The 24,752-nt window shown below is 49.8% G+C and carries 18 protein-coding genes; 13 read left to right on the top strand and 5 right to left on the bottom strand.

What is annotated here, in order from left to right; all coding sequences use genetic code 11:
- The first annotated feature begins 8 nt into the window (after positions 1 to 8).
- Positions 9 to 143, top strand: coding sequence for a hypothetical protein (locus PGL02S_RS28835; RefSeq protein ID WP_255308640.1), 135 nt, complete (start codon positions 9 to 11; stop codon positions 141 to 143).
- A 3-nt stretch (positions 144 to 146) separates the two neighbouring features.
- Here the strand turns inward: PGL02S_RS28835 and PGL02S_RS15425 are convergent, their stop codons facing one another.
- The gene (locus PGL02S_RS15425; RefSeq protein WP_036643610.1) at positions 147 to 983 is read right to left on the bottom strand and encodes a carbohydrate ABC transporter permease; all 837 of its coding nucleotides are present in this window, start codon (positions 981 to 983) and stop codon (positions 147 to 149) included.
- Entirely contained in the window at positions 980 to 1,945 is a 966-nt protein-coding gene (locus tag PGL02S_RS15420) for a carbohydrate ABC transporter permease (protein ID WP_036643609.1), read from the bottom strand. Before PGL02S_RS15420 ends, PGL02S_RS15425 begins: the two co-directional genes overlap by 4 nt.
- Before the next feature lie 377 nt (positions 1,946 to 2,322).
- On the opposite strand from PGL02S_RS15420, the gene dcuS reads away from it, so the two are divergent.
- The 3 genes from dcuS to PGL02S_RS15405 all read left to right on the top strand — a co-directional run bounded on the left by dcuS (position 2,323) and on the right by PGL02S_RS15405 (position 6,525).
- Positions 2,323 to 3,936 (top strand): DcuS/MalK family sensor histidine kinase, encoded by a 1,614-nt coding sequence (dcuS, locus tag PGL02S_RS15415; protein WP_063455962.1) that lies wholly within the window; start codon positions 2,323 to 2,325, stop codon positions 3,934 to 3,936.
- Positions 3,933 to 4,652: a response regulator gene (locus tag PGL02S_RS15410; protein WP_036643607.1), complete on the top strand. Its 720-nt coding sequence runs from the start codon at positions 3,933 to 3,935 to the stop codon at positions 4,650 to 4,652. The genes dcuS and PGL02S_RS15410 overlap by 4 nt, the downstream gene beginning before the upstream one ends.
- Before the next feature lie 163 nt (positions 4,653 to 4,815).
- Entirely contained in the window at positions 4,816 to 6,525 is a 1,710-nt protein-coding gene (locus PGL02S_RS15405; protein WP_006212861.1) for an SLC13 family permease, read from the top strand.
- A 172-nt stretch (positions 6,526 to 6,697) separates the two neighbouring features.
- Here the strand turns inward: PGL02S_RS15405 and PGL02S_RS15400 are convergent, their stop codons facing one another.
- From PGL02S_RS15400 to PGL02S_RS28220, 3 genes are read right to left on the bottom strand one after another with little or no spacing between them, the layout of a single operon-like run.
- Complete coding sequence (locus PGL02S_RS15400) at positions 6,698 to 8,608, bottom strand: hypothetical protein (protein ID WP_036643606.1); 1,911 nt, start codon at positions 8,606 to 8,608, stop codon at positions 6,698 to 6,700.
- A 15-nt stretch (positions 8,609 to 8,623) separates the two neighbouring features.
- Positions 8,624 to 9,559 carry a hypothetical protein gene (locus PGL02S_RS15395; RefSeq protein WP_036643605.1) on the bottom strand — a complete coding sequence of 312 codons (936 nt, stop codon included), beginning with the start codon at positions 9,557 to 9,559 and terminating at the stop codon, positions 8,624 to 8,626.
- A complete protein-coding gene (locus tag PGL02S_RS28220; RefSeq protein ID WP_006212858.1) occupies positions 9,552 to 9,704 on the bottom strand; it encodes a hypothetical protein in 153 nt (50 codons plus the stop codon). The genes PGL02S_RS15395 and PGL02S_RS28220 overlap by 8 nt, the downstream gene beginning before the upstream one ends.
- A gap of 308 nt (positions 9,705 to 10,012) precedes the next feature.
- Between PGL02S_RS28220 and PGL02S_RS15390 the strand changes: the two genes are divergently transcribed.
- From PGL02S_RS15390 to PGL02S_RS15350, 9 genes are all read left to right on the top strand, one after another.
- Positions 10,013 to 11,800: a vWA domain-containing protein gene (locus PGL02S_RS15390; protein ID WP_036643604.1), complete on the top strand. Its 1,788-nt coding sequence runs from the start codon at positions 10,013 to 10,015 to the stop codon at positions 11,798 to 11,800.
- A 72-nt stretch (positions 11,801 to 11,872) separates the two neighbouring features.
- A complete protein-coding gene (locus PGL02S_RS15385; RefSeq protein WP_036643603.1) occupies positions 11,873 to 15,262 on the top strand; it encodes a tubulin-like doman-containing protein in 3,390 nt (1,129 codons plus the stop codon).
- Between the two features lie 3 nt (positions 15,263 to 15,265).
- Positions 15,266 to 17,650 (top strand): hypothetical protein, encoded by a 2,385-nt coding sequence (locus PGL02S_RS15380; protein ID WP_036643602.1) that lies wholly within the window; start codon positions 15,266 to 15,268, stop codon positions 17,648 to 17,650.
- Positions 17,651 to 17,687: 37 nt separating this feature from the next.
- A complete protein-coding gene (locus PGL02S_RS15375; protein ID WP_036643601.1) occupies positions 17,688 to 18,953 on the top strand; it encodes a vWA domain-containing protein in 1,266 nt (421 codons plus the stop codon).
- 16 nt (positions 18,954 to 18,969) lie between these two features.
- Positions 18,970 to 19,611, top strand: coding sequence for a hypothetical protein (locus PGL02S_RS15370; RefSeq protein ID WP_036643600.1), 642 nt, complete (start codon positions 18,970 to 18,972; stop codon positions 19,609 to 19,611).
- A gap of 76 nt (positions 19,612 to 19,687) precedes the next feature.
- Entirely contained in the window at positions 19,688 to 20,947 is a 1,260-nt protein-coding gene (locus PGL02S_RS15365) for a TRAFAC clade GTPase domain-containing protein (protein ID WP_006212852.1), read from the top strand.
- Positions 20,947 to 23,955, top strand: a complete 3,009-nt coding sequence (locus tag PGL02S_RS15360) for a GAP1-N2 domain-containing protein (RefSeq protein WP_051449334.1) — start codon at positions 20,947 to 20,949, stop codon at positions 23,953 to 23,955. The genes PGL02S_RS15365 and PGL02S_RS15360 overlap by 1 nt, the downstream gene beginning before the upstream one ends.
- The gene (locus PGL02S_RS29035) at positions 23,918 to 24,325 is read left to right on the top strand and encodes a carbohydrate-binding protein (protein ID WP_167666157.1); all 408 of its coding nucleotides are present in this window, start codon (positions 23,918 to 23,920) and stop codon (positions 24,323 to 24,325) included. Before PGL02S_RS15360 ends, PGL02S_RS29035 begins: the two co-directional genes overlap by 38 nt.
- A 48-nt stretch (positions 24,326 to 24,373) precedes the next feature.
- The gene (locus PGL02S_RS15350; RefSeq protein ID WP_036643598.1) at positions 24,374 to 24,742 is read left to right on the top strand and encodes a YybH family protein; all 369 of its coding nucleotides are present in this window, start codon (positions 24,374 to 24,376) and stop codon (positions 24,740 to 24,742) included.
- Positions 24,743 to 24,752 lie beyond the last annotated feature (10 nt).

The raw sequence follows: 24,752 nt of genomic DNA, 5'->3' as shown, positions 1-24,752 counted from the left end.
TGGTAGCTGTGAGGACTCTGCATTCGCTCTGCTGCCTCAAAGCCAACGTTGACGGAAGCCGAATGAACGAGTCCGTCCGGCTTAACCGCTGCCTGAAGAAGAGCTGGAATAAACTTGGCACAGCGATCCGTTTACCGATCTGATACCTAACCTTTCAGCCCGGTTGTGGCGATCCCCTCCACGAAGTGCTTTTGCGCCAGAAAGAAGATGACAACCGGCGGCAGCACGGAGAGCAGGGATACGGCAAGCAGTTGTCCCCACGGAACGGCTGACTGAGAATCGATGAACATCCTGAGCGCGAGCGGGACGGTATACTTGTCCACGGTATTCAGATAAATCAGCGGGCCGAAATATTCGTCCCAGCCCCAAATAAACGAGAAAATCGTGACCGTAATGAGCGCCGGGAGAGTCAGCGGCATGATGATGCGCAGATAAATGCCGAACCAGGTGCAGCCGTCGATTTTTGCTGACTCATCGAGCTCTCGCGGAATACCGCGGATGAATTGGACAATCAGGAAAATAAAGAAAGCTCCGCCCATGGCTGACGGGATGATCAGCGGCAGATAGGTGTTGATCCAGTCGAAGGAATGGAACATCGTATACTGCGGGATGAGCGTGACCTGCCCCGGAAGCATCAGGGTCATGAGCAGGATGGAAAACCATAATCCCTTCAGCGGAAAGGTCAGCCTAGCGAAGCCGAAAGCCACCATGCTGGCTGAAATAACGTGAATGATCGTAGTCGCCACGTTGAGCTTGAGGCTGTTCATAAAGAAGCGTGTAAACGTATACTTGGGCAATGCCATCCAGCCTTCCGTATAATTTTGCCACAGCCATACCTTGGGGAACAGGGTGGGCAGACTGATTTCTGGTGTAGACTTAAAAGAAGCGCCGATCCACCAAAGCACGGGATAGAACATCACAAAACAGAACGCAATCATCAGCACATGGACCAGCCAGTTTTGTTTATTATGAGCCCCTGTCATTTGCGACCCTCCGTTTCGGTTTCGTAGAACACCCAGTATTTGGACGCAACAAAATTGAGCGCCGTGGCAATGCCGATGATAACGAGCAGTATCCAGGCCAAGGCCGAGGCGTAACCCATCTGCAGCGAACCGAAGGCTTTATTGTAGAGGAACAAGGCAAACATCTCGGTTGAATTGACCGGTCCTCCATTCGTGACCACAAAAGCCGAAGTGAACATCTGGAATGCGTTGATGATGCCCATGATCAGATTAAACAGGATGACCGGGGATAACATGGGCAGGGTAATCCGGATAAACTTGCGGAGCGGCGATGCTCCGTCCACGGAGGCAGCCTCATATAACTCACCAGGGATTTGTTTGAGACCGGCAAGGAAGATAATCATCGATGAACCGAACTGCCATGCCGTCAGCAGCACCAGGGTGGCAAGGGCGGTGGAGGGGGTGCCAATCCAGTTTTTGGGGGCGATTCCGACCCAAATCGCGAGATGATTAATGAAGCCGTTCAGGCCGAAGATATTGCGCCACAGCACGGCCACCGCCAAGCTTCCGCCGATCAGAGAAGGCAGGTAGATGATGGTCCGGTAGAAGGAGATTCCACGGATGTTTCGGTTCAGCAGCAGGGCTACAGCCAGCGCAGCCAGCAGTTTCAGCGGCACGGAAGCGATCACGTACAGAAAGGTCACCTTCAGCGAATTGAAGAAAAGCCGATCTTGGGAGATATCCTGGTAATTCTTGAGTCCGATCCAGCGGGCCGGCTCCAGCAGCGAATACTCGGTGAAGGATAAATAGAAGGATTGGATGATGGGCCACAGCTGTAAAATGAGAAAGCCCAGCAGCCAGGGTGCGATGAACAGGTAGCCGGCTAACGGAGCGTTCCAGCGTCCTTTGAACCTTTTGGTAATCGCTTTCATCTTTTTGTCCAGTTCGACCTTACCCGCCGACTGTACCGTTTGTGGATTCATGATTGATTAATCTCCTCTCGCCTATTGATAGCTCCCATTGTATCCTGATGAAAATGTGGCCTGTAGGCGAAAGATGCACAAATTCTTTCATTATTGAATGATGATTAGGAGTGAATTCAAGGTAAATTGCAGGGGGATGTTTTAAGAGTATCTTTTCTGACGATGGGTGTTCAGCACAAAGGACTGTAAAAAGCATTAAAAGCATGCCGGTTACTATGGGCGTCAAGCAGTTGAGTTAATGTGCTGAGGAGAGGTCTGCAGAATCACAAAATCCTTATTTCACAAGGGTTTTGTGACATCGTTGTCGAATTTATCTGCAAGGAAAACCGACTCCACTACATTTTATCAAAACAAGATAGAAAGGTGACCAAGATGGAATGGTACACAGTCTCAAAACATTTATTTTTTCGAATAGACCTTATAAATTAAAAACGCTTATCATTTTACTGGTAACCGTTGTGCTTGCGGTGTCTCTTATTTTGACAGGTATACTTATTGCAAATGACTATGCAACTACAACCCAGAGAAATCTCGAAGATAAAGCTAAAGCGATTGCAAGTGCAGTGGGGCACACCTCTACCACTCTGGAAAGCCTGCGCAATGGAAGTTATGGCGGTTCGGTCCAGACCTATACAAAGGATGTTCAAGCGGACACAAACATTGAGTACATCGTGGTCATGGATATGAATAGCATTCGCCTCTCTCATCCTAACGAAGAGATGATTGGCAGAAGGTTTGTAGGAGGAGACGAAGGGCCAGCCCTTGCAGGAGAAAGCTATACATCGGTCGCTCTCGGCACTTTGGGAGAGTCGATGCGTGCCTTTGTGCCAATTTGGGACGGAGCAGAGCAGGTTGGCGCAGTGGCGGTGGGGATGGCAAAGGATAAAATAAATGATGCGGTTTTTCATAGTCAAAAGATTATCCTTTTTGGCATGAGCATTGGTTTGGCTGCAGGCTTAGTTGGTGCACTCCTGCTGGCGCAAAAGGTCAAGAACACGATGCATGGGCTGGAGCCGGCTGAAATAAGCAAACTACTGGAGGAAAAGGAAGTGATGCTTGCTTCCGTTCGTGAGGGAGTAGTGGCTATTGATGAAAAGGGGATCATGGTGGTGGCCAATCCGGCAGCGCGGGATATATTTAAGAGGGCTGGTCTTGGAGTCGATCCTATTGGGAAAAATGTGCAAGAAATTATGCCAGAATCAAAGCTGCAAGAAGTTCTCATTCATCAAAGAGCAGAGATGGACCAGCCGCAAAAACTTAACAATCTGGAAATCGTCGTAAACTGTGTTCCTGTTAAGGCAGCAGGCAAACTCGTAGGAGCACTGGCTACGTTTCGTGATAAGAGGGAGTTGACAAGCATGCTGGAGCAATTATCAGGGGCCAAAAATTATGCAGAAAGCCTTCGGGTTCACACGCATGAGTTCATGAATAAGCTTCATGTGATATCAGCAATGGTACATACAGAATCTTACAAGGAATTGCTGGAGTATATAAAACAAATTTCAAATTACTATCAAAAAGATGTAGGCTGGGTCTCCAACTATGTGAAAGACCCTGTGTTAGCAGGATATTTGCTCAATAAGCTCACCTTTTTACAAGGTCATGATGTCAAAGTCACACTTACAGGGCAAGAAGCGTGGCCTTCCATTGCACGGTCAGAAGTTCTGGATGCGCTTACTACCATAATAGGAAACAGTTTGGACAACGCCTATGAAGCGATGGCCGGGCAGGAAGAAAAAGAAATAACGGTTGAATTGTCTTCAACCAAGGACGGCTGGCTTGAATGGACGGTGCGTGACAATGGCCCAGGTCTATCGGAAGAGCTTCCTGGGGAATGGATCAGAAAAGGAAGTTCTACCAAAGGAGAGGGACGGGGCTACGGCATGCATCTAATCCACAAAGCGGCGGCAGACACAGACGGCACTGTGCATATATCATCAAGGAAAGGAGACGGGATGAAATTGACGGTGCGCATCCCATACCAGGCATGATTCAGGTCTTGATTATTGAAGATGATCCGATGGTGGCAAAGTTTAACGGAATGTACGTGGACAAGGTGTCAGGATTTGAATTGGCAGGAACGGCAGATAAAGTGGAAGCGGGATGGGAGATTCTAAAAAATAAAAAAGTTGATTTAATTTTACTTGACGTATATCTGGCGAACAAGAACGGGCTTGATTTACTCGTTGATGTACGGAAATTTAACCATTCAGTTGATGTTATCGTTGTCTCTTCCGCGAATGACCAGGGCTCTATACAAACGGCTCTTCGTTACGGGGCTGTTGACTATTTAATCAAGCCCTTTGATTTCGAGCGGTTTCAAGAGGCGCTTATGCGATACAAGTTCAGATATATCCATTTGCAAAAAGAAGGAATTCAGCAAAAAGAGCTGGATGAATTATTTCATCAAGGGAACGGGAACAAAGAAAGAACTGAGGAGAACTTGCCCAAAGGGATTACAAAAGAAACATATATTCGTGTTCTACGTGAGCTTCATGGGCTGGAGGGCTGGTTTTCCACAGCTGCGTTAGCTGAGGTAACAGGGATTTCAAGAGTCTCGCTGAGAAAATATCTGCGCTTCCTGGAGGACTGCAACATACTGCTTAATGATGTCAGCTATGAAGGCAGCGGCCGTCCACTTCATCGCTACAAGCTTAGTCAGGAGGGGCATGATTACGTGCTTTCTATTCTGCAAAAAACCAGATAAAAAATGAAGTTCATGCAGCTCGTTTGCAAATTTGCAACGAGTTTTTTCATGTTCACACACTTTTTTTAGTTACAAAAAACCAGATATTAGTTACAAAACCTATACGGAAAGGCAAATATATAAGAGAATTATCGAAAGCGCTTACAAAATGGAGGGGTAAATGATGAGACAACTGGCTTTGTCAGCTTGGCGCAGCCTGTGGGCACAGCACAAACGAACAAAAAACATACTGAATGTATTCTTCTATCGGAATCAATCAGCAGCTGTGCCAGAACCTAAACAAGCATCAGACAAGATAGCTATTCAACATAACGAAGAAAATGCTGTTGAGGATATGAAGAGTCAAGAACCGAATGAAAACTCCAATAAGCCGTACTCAAAAGCTCAGCTGATCGGGCTTATACTGGGGCCAGCCTTGTTCATATTGACGATGTTATTTTTCCAACCTGACGGACTGTCCACGGAAGGGAAATCCGTGCTCGCCGTTACGTTATGGATTGCCACATGGTGGATTACAGAGGCGATCCCTATACCGGCTGCATCATTGCTGCCGCTCATACTTCTTCCTGTTACAGGAGCGATGCAGGGCAGTGAGGTGGCATCATCATACGGCAACGATATTATTTTTCTGTTTCTGGGCGGTTTTTTCATTGCTACGGCGATGGAAAAGTGGAATTTGCATAAAAGAATGGCCCTATTTATCATCTCGATGATCGGTACCAGCACACAGCGTATCTTGCTAGGTTTTATGGTTGCAACTGGATTTTTATCGATGTGGGTGTCAAATACCGCGGCTGTTATGATGATGGTCCCAATGGGCCTTGCGATTACTGCCCAGGTTGCCAGTGCTTTGAAGGGAAGGCCGGAAGAAAAGGATCTGCCGAAATTTGAGAAGTCCCTTATTTTTGCTATTGGCTATGCAGGAACGATCGGTGGACTCGGGACATTAATCGGCACTCCGCCCAATATTATTCTAGCTGCCCAAATGAATGAGTTATTTGGTATTACCATCTCCTTTGCCCAGTGGATGCTGTTTGCCGTACCCGTTGTCATTGTAATGCTGTTCTTCACATGGTTTTATTTGGGGAAAATGAAGTTCAACACGTCCATTAAACAACTTCCAGGCGGAAGAGAATTGATTCAGAGCGAGCGCGGAAAACTTGGCAAGTTATCCTTTGAAGAAGGTATGGTTGGCGCGGTGTTTGTATTTGCTGCATTTATGTGGATCACTCGTGAGTTTTTATGGGTAGAAGATGGTTTACTCATCCCAATTCCCGGGATCTCGGATGGGATGATTGCAATTATGGCAACCGCACTTTTGTTTATGATTCCGGCTAAAGCAAAAACAAGCTCTCGTATTTTAAATTGGAGTGATTCGAAGGAAATTCCGTGGGGTGTACTCCTTCTTTTTGGAGGCGGCTTGGCTATTGCGGCAGGGTTCCGTTCCAGCGGCTTATCTGACTGGATGGGTGAGCAGTTGACTATACTCAATGGTTCTCATCTTATTGTTATTATTTCATGTGCTACACTTCTCATCATCATGATGACCGAGATCACGTCCAATACGGCAACAGCAACGATGATCTTGCCTGTCGTAGCTGCCCTTGCCATCGCCCTTGGTATTCATCCATTCGCTCTTATGGTGCCTTGCGCCATGGCGGCCAACTGCGCCTTCATGCTGCCTGTCGGCACGCCGCCCAATGCGATCATATTCGGCACGGGGAAAATAAAGATTATTGACATGGTTCGCGCAGGTTTCTCCGTTAACATATTTGCCACAATCATTATTATCCTTGCCGTGTATTATTTGCTTCCCATCGTTTTTGGGTTTGATCTTACCGTTGTCCCTGAAAGTTTCTTGAATAAGGCATAAAGAAGCCACCCCACTTCTACATCTGCATAGCTTGATGAAAGTGGGGACCTCTTTCGGTATCGTTTATACGCTTTAATATGTCTTGCCGATATTTCCTGTAATTTCTCTTCCATCTTGAATTCATCCTTGTCAATAGGATGAATTCATTGTGACAGGCCTTCATTCTTATGACTCATTCTATCGATTCTACCTGAATGACAGGAACCTGCGTGAGTTTAGGAGTTTCAGTACTGTCACGACTCTCACTGTTGTCTGGTTGGGTATCCTCAGGATTGATGACCTCGGTGGGGACGGAATCTCCTGGAATATCCGTTTCCTCCGTGGAATCGCCCTCAGCTGGTATATCCTCCGGTTCGGTCGGGTCGGAGGCAGGAGGATCCTGGCTGCCTGGTATCTCCATCTGCTGATACTCGCTAAACGTTCCTATAATGCTTGCACTCCCCGCAGGGAAATCCAGCTCTCCTCTTAAGATCACATAGTGGCCATCCCGTTCAGCAAGGGCTTCACCATAGCCCCCTGCCAGAATATTGATGGTGAAGCGGACTTTCTTGTTCCGGTGACTTTTGATATCAGCAATATCGATGTCGGTATAATTGGGCTGAAACCCTGTGAATCCGTATTGATCTCCCTGACGCTCGAAGATGGCGATCTCTTCCGGGCTTGCTCCTTCGAAGTTGGTAACCAGCAGGGACTTATCCGGCAGGATTTGATAGCTTTCGGCGGTAAACTGGAACAGCGGAATCAGATTGGAAGCCCTGGCTTCATAGGCTGAATACCATACCAGATCAGTTCCTGTGCCGCCTTCCACCAGGACGACCGGATTTGTCTCCGTGCTGAGCGATTCTTCAATTGAAACTTGGCGGATCGCGATTTCAGACGGGAAATCATGATTTTGGAATAATTGCACGCTTTCATCGGCGTTTAAAACCGCTAGATAGATGATATTCCCCTCATCGACTCCAATGGCATATGCCAATCCCCCGAAACGTTTCCCACCTCCGCTGACATAACTAAAGCTGCCTTGAATATTTGCCATATTGAACAAACGAATGGGATCGTGAATAGTCCAGGCCAATTTTGCAGCTTGCAATGGTCTGCTCATATCCTGGTACCCGGACAGCGCTTCATAGAGCGCTACAGCTTCCTCGTAGTTCTGCTCTGCTACCATTTCATCCGCAGCCAGGATCAACCGGTTGATCTGATTCTGAATATACTCCAGCATATCCGAATTCTGTTGATTACTCCGATTCAAGTAGTCTCTGTAACCCTTGGCGTGTGAAACAAAGTCTGCCGGCCGTTCCCGCTGTGCATCCTTTTGCAGCATGGCAAGCACAAGTTCATCTGTCTTGCCGCTCACCCAAGCAGCCTTCACTGAACGGCTGGCATATTCGGAGCTTATGGCATGGGACCAGTTTAGCAGCTCGGCGTAATGTCCGGCTCCTGCCAACCGGGTCATTACCGTCTCATCGTAACGCTGGAACAGGCTGAGCAGCTTCTCATCCTTCTGCTTCTCGCCGCCATAGAATGAGTCCGGGATGCGAAGCAAGTTCCATTTAAAGCTGTTGTCATCATACTGCAACTCTTCAAGCTGCTCGTCGGCCTGGCGGTTAAACAAACCGATGAATTGCAGGAAAATTCGCTTCACATCATCGGGTATGCCATAGAAGGCAACAATTTCATCGTAATACAAAGCGTATGATCCCTGGTGCCCCTTCAGCTTCTCCTCCGCATCAAGCAACTCGGCATATACGTTCATGAAGGCGGAAAAGTCGCCTGCTTCTCCCACTTGATTCAACCGTTGATCTAGAGAGGAGAGATTCTGCTTCATAGACGTAATGGGGGCGAGCTCCTGAAGCCTTGAGGCCAGCAACGCTTCTTTATATAGAAGGGAGTGGTTTCGGCTTGCCTTCTGATACCATTCCTCAGCCTGAACGAGTTTCTTCTGAACATACAATCGTTCGGCTTGCGCCATCGTCTGGATTTTTTGATAGATATGAACGCCCTTATATCCAATTAACAACAGAAGGACTATACATAGAAAAAAATACAGATTACGCAGGGTTAGCGTGTTTTTTATCGTCATAACGGTATAGCCCCTCTAATCCCATTTTTGAAAATCAGGGTCCGAGCGGTATTGTTCATTATAAATGGCAGATACCCGGTCCCGCAGGCCGTTCCACGACAAGCCGGGATTGCGGCGTACGATCTGATACAAGCGGAGGAAGCGATATCTTGGCAGTCCATCCGCATAGCGGCTAATAAAATCAGGGAATGTGTCGATATATTTTTTCTTCCGTACCGCTGCTCCGGCAGCGTCAATCATAATCTGCCTGCCTTGCTCCATCCGCAAAATGTCAGCCTCATGATCAAGCAGGTAACGGATGGCTTTACTGTTAATCAGTTCCCGCTTGATTTTGGCGATTTCACCAATATAAGCGGCCAAGTCCGGATCAAACTCATTCAGCAGCAGCGGTTCAAGTTCAAGCTCCATATCCTTGCGCAGGCTGAAGGTTTGCAGAAGAACGATCTGCTGCAGGCGGATTCGGTCATTTCGGACCAGGGAAGAAATTTCCCTGACGATCTCATACCCTAGTTGGGCATCTTCCTTGATGGCGGCAGCAGCCGTTGCTTTGTTCAGATCCAGGCCATCAAGAATCTGTTTTTGATGAATTCGTATTAACTTGTCCAGAGCATGCAGGGTCTCCGTTTGCAGCACTCGCCGCTGGATCAGCCATAACCATACGAGCAGGACCACCATACAAGCAAAGGAGATCACGATCTGCAAGAAGGTCTGACTAAGAAGTACGGCAGAGAGTCCTATAATATAGAAGAGAAGCCGGTCACTCTGCATGGAACGCTTGGCCTTTTTCTCTGCAAGCTCCATCACGTGGACCAGCGAGTGGCGTTTACAGAACGCGCAGCTGTCTTCCCACAGAATCGTAAAATTGTGGCAATGTTTGCAAACCCTTAACTTTTGGTAAACATATCTCGTTTTAATATAGGGACGAAGTTGTACCGGCTTTTTCTTATCCATGCCGTTCCCTCTTTGAATTGGCGACTTCTAGCAGCGTTTGGTGCAGCTGCTCCGGTGTCGGGGCGTTCTTCTTACGTTTGAAGTATGCCGTGATCTTGATGATGACAAAAAGAAACAAAATCCCGAGACATCCGTATGTAATCATATACCTATTCCTTTCCGGTATCGTAATGGGGGTGAAAATGGTGAATGAGCCTTGTGTCCTAAGTCCGGGTGATACACTGATTATGTTGAACTTTGGCAGGTATAATTATATCATATGGACATAGTACTGGGATATTTTAGTGAGTTGCATGGTATTTCCTATATAAACATACCAAGGAAATGAAAATGCATGTATCGTTTTTAAGCTTTTTTTCATATATTTTTAAGACTTAATGCCTACAGTTAGATTAGAGGATCGAACATAGGCATCCTCAAATGCTAGATTAAATGGGTGAAGGAGTAAAATCAATGCTACGTAACAATAAATGGCTGCTCTGTCTGATGGCAGCAGCGCTGCTGATCGTGACCTGGAGCGGGGGAACCTTGCCTCAGGCAATGGCAGCCTCGCAAGGCTCCAAGATAGATGCCGTTCTGGTGATGGATGCCAGCAACTCGATGAAAAACAGTGATCCTGACAGAATCGGCAGCGAAGCGATGAAGATGTTCATCGACATGCTGTCCACAACCGGCGACAAAGTCGGCGTTGTTTCCTATACCGACCGGATTCAGCGGGAGAAGGCGCTGCTGGAAATTCAATCGGAGGCGGACAAAACGGCGCTGAAGGAGTTTATCGACCAACTGGACCGCGGTCCTTACACTGACATTTCGGTAGGTCTCGACGAAGCGGTGAAGGTGCTGAAACAGGGCATGGACCCGGCTCATGCACCCATGATCGTTGTTTTGGCCGACGGTAACAATGATCTGGACCCCAACACAGGCAAGACGACCCAAGAAGCGTCAGATCATTTGAACCAGTCGGTTCAGGAGGCCAAAGGAAGCGGCATCCCGATCTATACGATTGGTCTGAACGCCGACGGGAAGCTGAATAAAGAGGCTTTGGCTGAGCTGGCGAACCAAACGGGAGGAAAATCCTTTACCACGAGCTCGGCGGATGATTTGCCGCAAATTCTAAGCGAGATTTTTGCCAGCCACCAGCAGCTCAAGATTGTACCCGTGCAGTCGATTACCGGCAATGGCAGCTATCAGGAGGTCACGGTCAACGTACCGAATGCAAACGTGCTGGAAGCGAATATTTCTATTATGTCCTCAAGTCCCGTGGACGTTAAACTGATGGACCCCACTGGTGCTGAGCAGAGCATTCCATCGGCTAATGTCATGCGCTCCACATCCAATTCCTACTCGCTTCTCAAGCTGCTGAAGCCGCAGCAGGGCGATTGGAAGCTGCAGGTGAAGGGTGTATCCAAAGACAAAATCGATATCAATCTTGTGTTCAACTACGATCTGGAGCTGACCATGGATCCTCCGTCATCATCGAAGGTGAAGGCAGGGGATACAATCGATATTAACGCGTATCTCGTCAGCAACGGACAGAAGCTGCAAAACAATGAACTGTACGGCAACATGAAGGCCAAGCTGTTGGTGAAGGATCTCGACACCGGTGACGAGTCGGAGGTCGAGCTGGAGAACAAAGGCGGCAGCTTTGAAGGGAGTTACAAAATTCCGCAGAAGCATGACTATGAGCTGCGGGTAAGGGCGGAGGAGCAGAGCTTCTACCGCGAAAGCGCGCCTGTGAAGATCAGTGCGAAAGCAGCCGCCGCGGGCTCCGGCAGCGGTGGGAATGAGCTGACCGCAGGCGATGAAGAGAAACCTTTTCCATTATGGCCCGTAATCATTGGCATCGCTGCTCTGCTCATTGTGGGGGCTGGAGCTTATTTCATACTAGGCGCGATTAAGAAAGCGAACAAGGGCTTTGTCGGTCAGATCGTGATTGAAATCAGGGATGAGAATACCGGCGAGAAGACCTTCCCGCAATACAAAAAGCTGACTTCATTCAAAGGGAAGTTCAACCTGCACCAGCTTCTGCAGCTGGCACCTGAGCTGAAGGAGACGGAGAAGATTCTGTTCACGCCTGGCAAGAATGATCGCATCATGCTTAGAAATAATTCTTCGGCTGTGATTGAGAAGTCGGGACGTGCCCTGGATGCCACGAAAGGGACGGAACTGAAGAACGGAGACCGGCTGAGAGTTTCCCTGCAGCAGGCTGACAAGACCATATTATTTGAATATTTGGCTTAAAGTGCGTGTTCATGATCAAAAGCGGACTTTTTGAACAACCTCTTAAGCCATGACCTATCAGGAGGGGAAATTATGAAACCGGTAGTTAGAGAACATATACAACAGCTTGACGTTTCACTCGGAGGCGGGATTGTCAGTGAGAAAATACGAGTGGATACCATCGACAACCCGATTCTCATCATTGGACTTGGAGGCACGGGGATCGATGCGCTGCTGCGCCTGAAATATCAGATTAACCGCCGGTTTAAGCTGCCGGAGGATCCCTTGTCCAAGAAAAGAATGGACAAGCCGGACAATGTGGAGTTTCTGGCTTTTGAGACCAACGAACAGGATAAGAATAAACGCTATAAGGGAATAGGGCTTGATCCGATCAATGAATTCGTGCTTCTCTCGAATGCGGAGATTGGAGGGCTCCTTCAGAATCGCAGCATCCTGGAGCCATACATTACGGATTGGCTGTCGCCGGAGCTAAGCATTACCGATGGAATGAACGGGGCAGCCGGTGTCCGTCAGGCCGGCCGCTTGCTTCTGTTTACGAAAATCACCCAGGTGGTGCAAGCGATCGATAAGAAGATTAAGACATTATCGGTTGGCACCAACAAAAAGCTGATGGTCTTCCTGTTGACCGGATTGTCCGGCGGGACAGGCAGCGGCTGCTTCCTTGATATTGCTTATATCGTCCGCGGCATTATTGAGCGCGATCACGGCTCTGCGGGGATTGACCGCGTGAACACACTCGGTTATCTGTTTACGCCGGATATCAATCTGGCTAACAAAAGCTTGAGCGAGCACACGCGCGAGTACATCAAGAAGAACGGATATGCGGCGCTAAAGGAGCTTGACTACTGGATGAACGTGGATGCCAGAGGCGAGCGGTTCAAGCAGCAGTACGGCAGCATTCTGAACGTGAATTCGCCGCTGCCTCCGTTTAATCTGTGCCATCTCATCTCTGCTACCAATACGGAGGGCAAACTGCTGGAGAACGCCTATGATTACTGCATGAATGTCACCGCCGAGAATATCACGAACTTCATGGCCAGCGAGGAAAAGCAGTCCGGAGAAGAGTTTGCAATCCATGATTATATCAGCAACATCCGAACCAACATTGCCCAGATGAACAAAGCCTATCCTGCCAATTACGATTACAACATTATCGGAGCATCCTCGGCCGTGCTGCCTATCGAGGAGATGACCACCTATCTGGCATACCGCGTATTTGGCAAAATGCAAACCATGTTCGAGAAAGCGCCAAGCCAGGAGGATGTTGAGAAGTTTGCAAGTAAGCTGGGCATCGACCTGGACTCGATGACGAAGAATTTCGAGTCCCGCGTACCGGAGCCGCTGCCCGGGTATCAGAACAGCGAGCGGCTCAGCTATGCCAATGTGGTGAAGAATCAGGTCATTAATATGGATACGGAGCTGGAGCAGAATTTTCTCGCCAGAGCCCGTGAGGAATACATCAAAGCGAAGAAGCAGCTTCCAGGCGAGATCGTGGATCAATTCAGCGACCAAATCCGCCGGATGTTCCTGCATCCGCAGCAAGGACCGTTCTATGTATCCCGTCTGATTTATACGGAGAAGGGCTTCAGCCTGCTGAAGATGCTGCTGTCTTACATCGAAACGCTCCGGGAGAACCTGACCCGCATTCCCCGCGATATCGAGTCGGCCAGAGAACAGGCGATCGAACGCCTGGGCGATGCGAAGAGTGCTTTTGTCTCGAAGGATAAGAAGAAGAACATCTATATTGAAGCAAAGATCAATGAATACTGGCTGGAAGCCGATGTGGAACGCACCGAGCAGATGATTGAATTCTATGAGGATTTATACGATCTGCTCAACCAGGAGAATAACCGGATTTATAGCGTATATACCGAAATTCTGAACGCGCTGAACTCCATATTTGCCAAGAACGGGGACATCCTTGTCAACGGTGATGAACAGCAGGATCATAAAGGGAACAAGACGTATTACTGGAACTTGGTCAGCGTGCCCGACATCTCCGATGTGATCAATAAGATCATGGATCAAAAAGATGTGGACGATCTCATCCGGGATTTCGCACAGGAACTGCTGAGCCATGCCAATCGTTGGACACGGGAGCAGGAGATTGATATCGTCAGATCCATCTCCGAGTTTCTGACGGACAAATTCGGCGATTTGATCACCCGCTCGATGGAGGACTTCCTGACCATGAAATTCGGGCAGGAGGATTCCATCGAAAAGTTCGTCGAGCGCAACATCGCCAGCAAGCTGGATGATGAAGCCGTGCCGGTCTTCCATCTGAGCAACAGCGCGGGCAATTTGTACTTCCCATCCTGGGGCTTTGTGTCCGTGCCTGTGCAAGCGCCAAGCATTCTGAAGGGCATTCGCAATTACCAGAACAATTCGGTGGGTAAATCCCATTTCACGGTGAAGGAAAGTGAAGTGAAGAATCGGATATTCTGGTTGAATACAAAGAACGGTGTGCCGCTGTTCGTTTACACGCCGCTTAAGGTTTATGAGGAGAGTTACGAACGCACCATCATGGACAAGGAAGGCGTAGGGCGTCATTTGGTGCAGACAGACCGCAACAATTGGACCTACCTGCCTTCGCCGATTCCTGAGAAGTCCTGGGGCGATACTTATATCAACCCGCGGGTTCAGGATTATAACGCCCGGGTTCGTGCAGAATTCAACCAGGCACTTACGTATAAAGTTATCATGGAGAAGGATGTGGACCAGAATACAAGCAGCCGTTATGCGGTTGTGTTCACGAAGCCATTTGATCTCAGCGAGCTGCTTCGTGCCTATGATCTTCAGCTGGACACGCCTAAGCCTAATCTGGGCGAAGTGAAGCGGGCCTGGACGGAGCTGAAGCGGCTGATGAACGAAGGCCTCGAGCCGGTGGGGTCCAAGGATATCTTCAACAGCATCAATGAGGATATGGCTAAAGAGAATTTGATCCGTTCACCGGAAATGATTCGCAGCGTGCGTGAAGAGTTGAAGAAGTATGCCGCCATTGCCGCCAAAATCTCGGCGTTCGAGCTCTTGATCAGCGACAATCAGAATGAGGAGAAATGGCTGGATCAATTTATCGAGGCAATGTATACCGGGACCATTACCAAGAAGGGTGCGCTGTTCGTCTATGACCGCGATCCGGAAGAGGATTCCTGGGAGCCGTTTGCCAATCTGCTGAAAAGCGTGAATGACGTGGAGTATGAAGTCTACAAGCATTTCCGCCAGCTGGATGAGAAAAGCCGGAGCACGCTGCTGCGCAAATCTTCCCGCCGGGATCAGGAGCTGACCGCTTCCGAAGATATTACGCCGCTGCTCGGTAAGCTGGAGGAATTGGCTGAGCGTTTCCTGGAGACGCGCGACCGGTTGGAATACGAGAAGGTGGAGCTAGCGGACGGCGAAGAGCGGTACCAGTTCTACCGACAGGTATCCTCCAAATTAAACGACATTCGAAGAAGGTTGAAATAGACGATGAGGGAAATTCTTCGCCAGTATGCTGCCGGTTATGCCAAGTCGGAAGAGCAGCTTACCTTGATGGAGGATGATCAGAGCAGCATCCACTACCCGGAGGTATACTTGTTCATCGGTGATATGACGGCGGCAGCCATCGAACCGATCATGGAGATTCATGACCGCAAATGGGACAACAGCGCTAGCGTCATCTATTTTCATGTGGGAACAGACCGTGGCGGCAGGCCGGGGCCGAAAGGCTCCGAATCCTCCAATCGTCTTCACAGTTATCAACTGGATCTGCCGGTGGCAGACGGTGCGTCCAAGTCCTTGCGCAAAGAGCTGTATCAGGCGTTCTATCAAGAACGGGGCCCCCTGTCTGGGTTAAATAAAGCCATTCGGAAGTTGAGCCACCATATTTCAGATTATGGACGCAGTTATTCGTCTTTTGACCGGGTCCATCTGTCTATCATTACACGGGTCGATGACCCGTTTAATGTATTTATCCCGGAAATTTCATTGCTGGCAGAATCCATCTTCAATCAGTCGTTCAAATCGGTGCAGATGGATTTGTACGCGCTAATCAATGAGAGGGAGCAGATTGAAACCTATGGCTATGCGAGCTCCGTGGGGGTCGCCTTCTTACGGGAGCTTGAGTTGATGCAGAGCCGGGATTACAGCTTCTCCGCACCGCTTCAAATGACGGAGGATGGACTGAGCATCCCGGTCGTTCACCCGGCTTCTCCGTTGTTTGATCTGGTCTACGTGCTGTCCGATAAGAATGAGCGGGGCATCTCCGGTTACTCCGGCATGCAGGATATCTATGATATCATCTGTCATCTCGGCTTGCTTAAGAATCGGAAGCAGAAGGACGAGGCATATGACGGGATGAGAGGCGTTTACAACAATACATCCTTCAAAAGCAACATCATGACCGAATCCGGTCGCCAAGGCTTTGTCTCGGCTGGCTTTGCCCGGGTAAAAAGGCCGAACGAGCCGATTGCCTTAACGGTCCTCTATCATCTCTGCCGGGGACTTCTCCAGCGCATGAAGACCGGACCTGAACCGGAGGTACAGGAATGCCTGACTTACTTCGGCCTCGACCCGGAAGCCGTAACGGCTAGAGCGAACCGGATGCTCCCGAATGTCGAACATCTGGACGGACTGAAAGGCATGATGTCCCATCCTGTCAGTTATGCCGGACTGAAGCGGATGAATATCCGCGAGGCCGAAGAGGCACTGTTCGGAGAAGGCTGCCAGCAGTTTTTCCATAGCAATTATGAGCTGGAGGTCCAGAAGAGACTAAGGGATACGAGCACAGCCGAAGAAGTACACGCTGCCCTTCGCCGCTCGTTGTCCACACATCCGCATATCGGCTGTTATCAAATCGTGGAGTGGACAAGCGACAAGGGTGGAGCGGGGATCCTGCTCGAAGCGGTCCGTTCCCGAATCCGGGATCTCGGCAGCCTGCTGAAGACGGAGCAGGAAGGACTAACCCGCTATTATGAAGAAAGCGTGGAAACCCAGCCCTTCAAGAAACTGCCCTTTCGGGATAAACAGAATGTGCGCCAGTTCATTCGTTTTTTTGTAGGCGAGATTTATCATCGCAGGTATGAGCTGCTGCTTCTGGAGACCGAACTTGCGCTGTACAGGTTATATGAGGCGGAGCTTGAGCAGATTCACCGGCATTACAAGCAGCAAGCGAGCATGCTGGACCAGTTGGAAGCAGAATTGCTGGAAGCAGCTCAGTCCAGTATCCGCACGGCAGACGATTATATCGGTCAGAACTTGATGGAGTATTATGGCCTGGTGACCGAGGAGCTGATGCTGGAGCTGGAAAGTAAGCGCGGCGCGGCTGTATTCTTCGAGGATCGCTATGTCGGCAATTTATCCGTTCTCACTCACGAAGGTACGGAGCCGATCCTGGCCAATATGATTCGAGTCTGTCTAAGGGATTTATTGACGGCAGAGCCGTTTGTGCAGACCTTCGAGGAGGAGCTGCTGCGCCGGGCGAACGTAACCATCGAGTATCATAACAAGCAGGTGCTTGCCAAGGAAGATTTGTTTAAGGTGCTCTACCGGATGCTGGAGGAGAACTCCGTTACTTTGGTCAGGCTGCTGGACTATACGCAGGAGCATCGATATGAAGAGAAATATTTCTTCGGCGATGCCGACAGCGAATTCGTTCGCTACGCCATCCGTGCGGATGAAGCATTACGAGTATACAAGCTTGGCATCGTGCATGAGAAGCGCTCCAGCGGGGTCGAGAAGCTGAATCTGATGGGGGGCTTCCATCTGGAGGATCTGATGTATTACCGGAATGGCAGAGCTTACTACGAAACCTATACGGCGAACGGTTATGAATTTCATGGAATGGAACCGGCGCTGCTCCCGGAGCTGCGCTAGCGTTCTTAGATTCTGATAAAGAGAGTAGGCGCGTATTGTGCAACGAAAAATAAACCCTCTCCTGCTGCTGTTGAGTCTGGTCGGCGGGGGAATTGGATTTGCCATTGGGGAATTTCTGCTCCGCCAGTGGGGAACAGGGCTTCCCGTTATTGTGGTTACGGGAATCTATTTCGGGATTCTGGCCTTCTGCATCGGCTTGGCCTGCTTAATCGCAGAATTGATCTCCCCCCGTTTGAGCGGGAGCTCCTGGAGACAGCGATACACGGGCACATCGTGGAAGCTGCTGATTCCATCCACTTTGGTGGCACTGTTCCTGCTTGGCCTGCTGTTTGAGTGGGTGTACCAGCTGAACCCGGGCAGCGCCAAGCCCGTGAAGGACGTTGTTCTGGTCATAGACAATTCCGGCAGCATGAAGGATACCGACCCGAATCAGGATCGCTATACAGCAGCCAAAAATCTGATCAACCGCATGGATCGGGATAACAGGGTATCGGTGATCGTGTTTGATCATGCAACAACGTTACTGCAGCCATTTACCCGTGTGAAGAACCAGGAAATCAAGGATGAGATCATGGCGGAAATCGACGGTTTGGCAACAACTGACGGCGGTACGGACATTAGTCTCGCGCTTGAGGATACCATGTCGCATATTCAGGAAAGCCAGGATGCGGGGCGAAGCGCCATGGTCATTATGCTGTCAGACGGATTTAGCGAAACCGACCATGATCGTGTGCTTGCGGACTACAAGCAGCAGCAAATCGCGGTGAATACGATTGGCCTTAGCCTCGTGTATAAGGATGGTGCCAATCTGCTTCAAACGATTGCAGCCGAGACGGGCGGGCAATATTACGATGTGCAGAATGCGGCAGACTTGTCTTTTGTTTTTCAGAAAATTTATGATGATGTCGGGGACCGTTCGCTGTTGACGAAGCGAACGGGCGCTATGGAAGACAGCGTTTATTATCAGATCGGAAGAATTGCTGCGATGCTGCTCATTGGCACTGCCATGGGTCTGGCGCTCGGCCTGGTGTTTGACAACCGTTATCTCGCGCGCAGTTTTAGCATAGGCGGTGCGGTATCGGGCTTACTGGCGGGCGTTGTTCTGGAATTTGGCCTCTCCGGGGGAGAAGTCAGAGATGCCAGTGTGCGTCTCTTGGCATGCTTCATCCTCGCAGGTATGATGACCTTGTTCACGCTGGTGATACCTGTCAAGGAGAACGGCAGGTTAACTGGCGGCACGCAGCGGCCGGGCCGAACAGGACGTGGACAACGGCCGAATGATTCGACAAGCCGAGGATTTTAAGCAGGGGGCGTTCGATATGCAGTATAAAAATGCGGAGCCCGGAGATTGGGTTATTCAGGGATTAAGCCATCAATTGGACGAAGGTTTCTGCACGATTCGCTGGAACTGGCCGCCTGGTCTTCAAGCGGTATACATTCAACGTGTGATGGATGACGAATTCGCCGCATCGAATGGAGATCCGCATCTTGGCAGCCTGCGCTTGTATACCAGAGACGAATACAAGGCGAATAATGGTTATCGGGATCGTGTGGATGGTGTTGGGCAGATCTCATATACGGTGTATGCCTTCTCTTCTGAAAACGGGGAGACCACTTTGATCACACAGCCCGATGAAGCGAACTGCATTCAGTTCAGCACCGGTAAAGCCATGCTGGTATACTCCATTCGCGAAAAAAGCCGCTGGCTGCAATCCTATAAAACGATTGAAATTCAGGTTACAGCCGAAGTGCCTGTACCGAAGGAGGCTCTCTGCTATGTGAAGAAAGAGGGAGCATATCCGGTGAACAAGGAAGACGGGATATTGTACCCGTTCGTTACGGATTTTGCGGCCGGACGGAATGTACTGCCCGTCATTGAGGTCGGTAAGAACGATTATGTACGCCTGTTTTTTACGGACGGGAAGAAGTATGGACAACGGTATGAGCTGGTGTATAGATAGAGAGAGCAGAGATAGAACACAGTGACAACAACGAAAGCGTCCATGCAATCCAGAGGTTTAGAGGGAGGTACAAATGATGGGCATTTTTGATATTTTCAAGAAGAAGCCGGAGCCGGAGCCAAGGCCGCTGTTTTATGATATTGTGTGCCCTTACTGTTTCAGTAAGTTCACGCCGAAGGAGGTTGTCTTCCGGGCTGCCCACGACCGTGAGGACGACGAGGATTATGCGCTTGGGGAAGACGACGAGCTGAATCGTTACCGCGAACGCTTTGGGCTGGATTCGGTCTATGATATTGAGGCTATCATCCGGCCAAGCGACATACCGGAGGAACATCACATTTATTCGGATCATGTGCTGGTTGGATTGAACGACCGCTACGGTGTCGTCACACGCAGACGCTTATGCCCGAAATGCCATAATGAGCTGCCTGTGACCGCAGGGAAGGTACCGAGCAACATTATCTCGATTATCGGTGCATCCCAAGTGGGCAAGTCGGTGTATATGACTTCGCTGATCCATACATTGCAGCATACGACGGCGGATCACTTCGATGCGGCCTGTATGCCGCTGAATGCGGAGATCAGCCGCAAGTTCCGCACCGGATATGAGGAACCGTTGTTTGAACGCGGAGATTTGCTGGCGTCTACTCAGAAGGAGAAGATGCAGGAGCCTTTTATATTTCAATTCGTGTTCAAGGATGAATCGAAGCCGCCGTTAACGCTTGTATTTTTTGACGTGGCGGGTGAAGGCATGGTGGACGAGGACTACCTGGGACTTCATGGACAGCATATCAAGAACTCCGCGGGCATTCTGTTTATGGTCGATCCGCTCCAGATTCGCTCCATTCGGGAGAAAATCCGTTTGAAGTTCGGTGATCAGCCAGGCGAATGGGTATCCCAGTACGATGAACCTCGCGATGTTGTCCTGACTATGTTCGGTGATTTCATTGCTTATGAGGACAAGGGCAAAACGGATATTCCGACAGCTGTCGTCCTGACCAAGAGCGATATGCTTCATGCGCTCAAGGATGAGGATGGCGAATATGTGAAGCTGAACAGTAACATATTCAACAATATGGTTCACCGCAAGCATTTGAACATGACCGAGTTTGAAAATATCGATGGCGAGATTCGCCGCTTTATCGAGAAGGTCGACCGTCCGTTCAAAGGCACAATGGATGTATATTTTTCGAATACAGCGTATTTTGCCGTGTCTGCCTTAGGCAGCAACCCTGTGGATCAGAAGCTGCAGAGCGTGGTCAGCCCGATCCGGGTGGACGAACCGTTCATCTGGCTTCTGTACAAGCTGAAGTATATTGAGGGGAGGGATGACTAGTGCCGGATTTCCCTTTCCGAAACATACAGCAGCAAATGTACACGAGGGAACGGCGGGGCGTGTTTCGCTCGGCTGAAGGATTTGATACGGTTGCGCGCTCGTCAGGATTGGAACCTTCCTATATCAAAAAGGTGCTGCATCCCTTTTGTCAGTATGAAGCTCCGGCAGAGCTTACGGCACGCAGCGAGAAGGACGCCGAGGCTTATCCTGCCGCTCTTCATCTGTTCCATACGGAAACAGGGGAGACGGTGCTGGGGCGCAGTGTGTTTCAGCCAGCGGATTTCACGGGACTTCGCAGCGCTTTTTTTACGCACCATTATGTGATTCCTGACGGATTTCTGGAAGATGAGCATTCCGCTTACCGGACTTGGCTCCAGGCCTCTTTTGCCAATCATTACGATATTGAAGAGGGGATAGAGCTGCCGGAGTTATCTGCCATGCCGGCTCAGGCTCGCCCGCAAGTTCCCGTCTCTCCTGACCAAACCCCGGCCTTACTGCAGGAACTGGGCATTGACGAGAAGGTATTCAAGCAACTGCTCTATGCATCGATAACCGCAGCTGCGGGTAAGAAAAAGGTGTATATCGTACTGGATGTACCGGTGGAACAGTTGTCCGCGAAGGCGAAGCAGCTGCTCTTTGTGTTGTTTGGCCGACTGCCTTACGCGCTGCGCCGGGTGCTTGGGTTCGTAACGTATGCCAAGGAACCCTACAGCAAGAAGGGACTTCATCTCATGTTCGTGGAGAAGGGCGGCCTGCGCCTGAATGACCGCAACATTGAGAAGGACTATTTATTTGAGCTTGCTGCCGGAAGGGTCATTAATGCGGATTTGAAATGGTCCGAGCAGCCTTATCTTGATTTTGCATGGGATACAGTGCTGGATCTGGCCCGATCTGAACGTTTTTTTGCCTTCGCGGAGCAGATGCTCTCGGATATGGAGCCGGCCCGTCAGATTTCTCTGGATAGCTACGACGATTTATGCGTGCTGTTCCAGATCGAAGAGGGCCGTGAAGATCTGTATAACGACCATAAGTTTGCTGTGCTTCGTGCCTTGCTGCTCTATCTGGAGCCAGCCGGGGCTCTGGGTTTAAAGAAACGGCTGGATGATCTGTTCCTTGCCCTGTTTGCCCATGAGTTTGAGCTTGTGAAGGGCGGACAGGTTCCCGATCCGGCGATTGCCGGGTCCGTGAAGGACTATCACAGCATCAACCCTAGACAGCACAATGACATGATTGTGGAATATTTTATTCGCTCATTAAATAATGCCTTGTCGAAGCAGCGTCAGGATGTGACCTTGGCGATTTATGGCTTGCTGGAGGGCAGTCCGGCTCTAAGCCGTGCCTTCTATGCCAGAGTACTGACCAGCCCGGGGCTGCCTGCGCTGATGTTCGATCCTTATATGAAAGCCAGTATGAAACAGAGGGCAACGCCAACGGATCTGGTTGATCTGATCAGTCTATGGGTGAGGAACCATCCCCTTCTGCTGGAACAGGAGAATTATGTTAGGCTGGCTGAAGCCCAGCTCATCGATAAATTACAGCATGATGCAGATCCTGTAAGAGCGGTCAACGCCGTGCTGGATCAATTGGATTCCCTGGAGCATCACGAAGAGCGGGGGATCGCTCGTTACCAAGGCGGGACCGCATTTGCAGACCGAATGATTTATGCAGCCAACCTCTTTCTCTTGCGAGAATTGGAGCCTGAGCAATTGAACCGGAAGCAGCTTCTGGACATTGGATTTCTGCAAATGCCCAAGGAATTCAAAGGGTGGGTAGAACGTTTTGATTCCCGAATACGCTCCAAAGCGGCTGTCATGCTGGCGCTGTACCAGTGGTGCAGCAGAACCGAAGTTAAAGCGGAGGTGCTTGCCGATCTTTCAACCGAGGAGCGGGAGCGCACCCAGCATATTATGCGGAGGTGGCTGCAGCAGGATGTGGCGCCATCCCATTTTGAAAGCATCACCTTGGCCTTCTGCACGGAGATTCATTCCGGCGCTATTGACTACCGTGGCCTGCTGGATTATGTACATAAGTACAGCAAGAGTCCTGAAGTGGTCTACCAGTATATTCAATGGTCTGCGAAGCAGCCGGTATTCGTTAAGCCACGGGGTCTCGTGCCGGCCTATGCTGCCGCGATCGTCCAGTACTTCAAGACCCATGACCGCGAAGCATTCAAGAATAAGGAGTACGTGAAGACTTATTTTAGTAACCCTGACCCTGTTCTTAAGGGGGTCTATACGAAGGTTAGGGCCGAGCTGGCTTCGCCATTCATGAGATTTATCCGAAGCCATCCGAGGTTCGTAAAAATAGCTTCAGCTGCACTTGTCCTCATCTTGGCCGGCGGTATCTTTCTCATGGTGCAAAACGGGAAGGACCCTGCGGATCCGAATTCAGTTGTTACGCCTCCAGTTACCGTGCCTCCTGTCTCGGAGGATACGGTTCCGGAGCAGCCGCTGTTGACGGCGTCCGTAGTGGAAGAAGGTGAGCAGAAGGGCTTGACTGAACTGAGCTTCCATTTCAAACAATCGGCGGCTTGCCGGGATTTCAATATGGAGAATCTCCAGGTCCTGGGTCAGGATGCAAACCTATTGTTTGAAGCGGCAAGTCCTGAACTATCACGGACGTGCACGGATGAAACAACAGGGGGAGCGGACACCGATCCAACAGGAACAGATTCTGGTTCCAGCCAGGATCAGACAGATTCGAATTCGGGGACAACAGCGGGAGACGCAGAAGGAGCAGGCTCAGACTCTTCCGAGTCGGTTGATGGTGGAGAAGAACCGGAGTTCTCAGGAACCGAAAATGACTCACAGCAGAACCTGCCATATACAAGCAAAGTTATCGTGAAGCTGGATAAAACGCTGGATGTGTCCCTAATCGACAAGGTTGTTGTGGATGGCATATCTTATGAGCTGTCCGATGAAAGTGCGCTTTCTGAAGAGCAGACGCCTGAGAATGGAACGTCTGAAAGAAATGAGTCATCTGAGAATGAGTCTGGCAGCGGAAATTGAATATAATGAGGGCGAAGGAGCATACAGATCATCTGTGTGCTCCTCATTTTATATATCCACGCAGCAGCCGGACTACTCCCTCAGCGGCTTCAATCGCCGCAGTCAGGGAAGAGGTCAGACGATCGGTGAGGGCAATGATATCTTCGTGCTCATCCGGCGTGTTGAGAACCTGTTCAACGTTGGGTTCCTGTGTACGTTCTGTTTTATGGAGAAGTCGCAGGACTTTAACAAAGCAACCGTGGCTTGGAACAGCTCCAAGGCTTACATTGGCGGTGAACGGGTATCTTACAATGGAGCCGTTTGTGAAGCAAAATGGTGGACCAAAGGGGAAACGCCTAGCCAAGCCGGTGTGTGGAAAAAGGTTCAGTAAAAAAATGTGCCATCCTTATAATGGATTAGAGATGGGAGGTTAAGCGAAATGTCATATCAGAACGCACTTGAGGCTTATATTGCGGCTACGAACACACATGACTTTGATCAAGTGGCCCGGCTGCTGGATGAAGCGGCGGTTTATTGGTTTTCGGACCGGAGCTGCACGACCTTGGATGAGATCAGGTTGTATTTCGAGCAGGCGTGGGATGCCATTCGGGAGGAGGTATACCGGGCGGAGGATGTGGAATGGATTGCGAGTGATGCCCATTCGGCGGTGTGTATCTACACCTACCACTTCGAGGGTTATCACCAGGGGACATTTATGTCCGGGAGCGGCAGAGCCACCAATGTGTTTATTCGAGATGTCGAGGGATCATGGAAATTAAAGCATGAGCATTTAAGTTCGATGAAGTAGATCGAAGATT

The sequence above is a fragment of the Paenibacillus glucanolyticus NBRC 15330 genome (genome assembly GCF_004000885.1).
Lineage (GTDB): Bacteria > Bacillota > Bacilli > Paenibacillales > Paenibacillaceae > Paenibacillus_AQ > Paenibacillus_AQ glucanolyticus.
This window is presented reverse-complemented; position numbering and strand designations above follow the sequence as displayed.

Excerpts from the sequence above, each read along its gene's own strand:
- PGL02S_RS15370 (WP_036643600.1), top strand. The coding sequence starts at position 18,970 with ATGCAGTATAAAAATGCGGAGCCCGGAGATTGGGTTATTCAGGGATTA.
- PGL02S_RS15405 (WP_006212861.1), top strand. The coding sequence starts at position 4,816 with ATGAGACAACTGGCTTTGTCAGCTTGGCGCAGCCTGTGGGCACAGCAC.
- PGL02S_RS15350 (WP_036643598.1), top strand. The coding sequence starts at position 24,374 with ATGTCATATCAGAACGCACTTGAGGCTTATATTGCGGCTACGAACACA.
- PGL02S_RS15385 (WP_036643603.1), top strand. The coding sequence starts at position 11,873 with ATGAAACCGGTAGTTAGAGAACATATACAACAGCTTGACGTTTCACTC.
- PGL02S_RS15400 (WP_036643606.1), bottom strand. The coding sequence starts at position 8,608 with ATGACGATAAAAAACACGCTAACCCTGCGTAATCTGTATTTTTTTCTA.
- PGL02S_RS15390 (WP_036643604.1), top strand. The coding sequence starts at position 10,013 with ATGCTACGTAACAATAAATGGCTGCTCTGTCTGATGGCAGCAGCGCTG.
- PGL02S_RS15420 (WP_036643609.1), bottom strand. The coding sequence starts at position 1,945 with ATGAATCCACAAACGGTACAGTCGGCGGGTAAGGTCGAACTGGACAAA.
- PGL02S_RS15365 (WP_006212852.1), top strand. The coding sequence starts at position 19,688 with ATGGGCATTTTTGATATTTTCAAGAAGAAGCCGGAGCCGGAGCCAAGG.
- PGL02S_RS29035 (WP_167666157.1), top strand. The coding sequence starts at position 23,918 with ATGAGTCATCTGAGAATGAGTCTGGCAGCGGAAATTGAATATAATGAG.
- PGL02S_RS15410 (WP_036643607.1), top strand. The coding sequence starts at position 3,933 with ATGATTCAGGTCTTGATTATTGAAGATGATCCGATGGTGGCAAAGTTT.
- PGL02S_RS15395 (WP_036643605.1), bottom strand. The coding sequence starts at position 9,559 with ATGGATAAGAAAAAGCCGGTACAACTTCGTCCCTATATTAAAACGAGA.
- dcuS (WP_063455962.1), top strand. The coding sequence starts at position 2,323 with ATGGTACACAGTCTCAAAACATTTATTTTTTCGAATAGACCTTATAAA.
- PGL02S_RS28220 (WP_006212858.1), bottom strand. The coding sequence starts at position 9,704 with ATGATTACATACGGATGTCTCGGGATTTTGTTTCTTTTTGTCATCATC.
- PGL02S_RS15380 (WP_036643602.1), top strand. The coding sequence starts at position 15,266 with ATGAGGGAAATTCTTCGCCAGTATGCTGCCGGTTATGCCAAGTCGGAA.
- PGL02S_RS15425 (WP_036643610.1), bottom strand. The coding sequence starts at position 983 with ATGACAGGGGCTCATAATAAACAAAACTGGCTGGTCCATGTGCTGATG.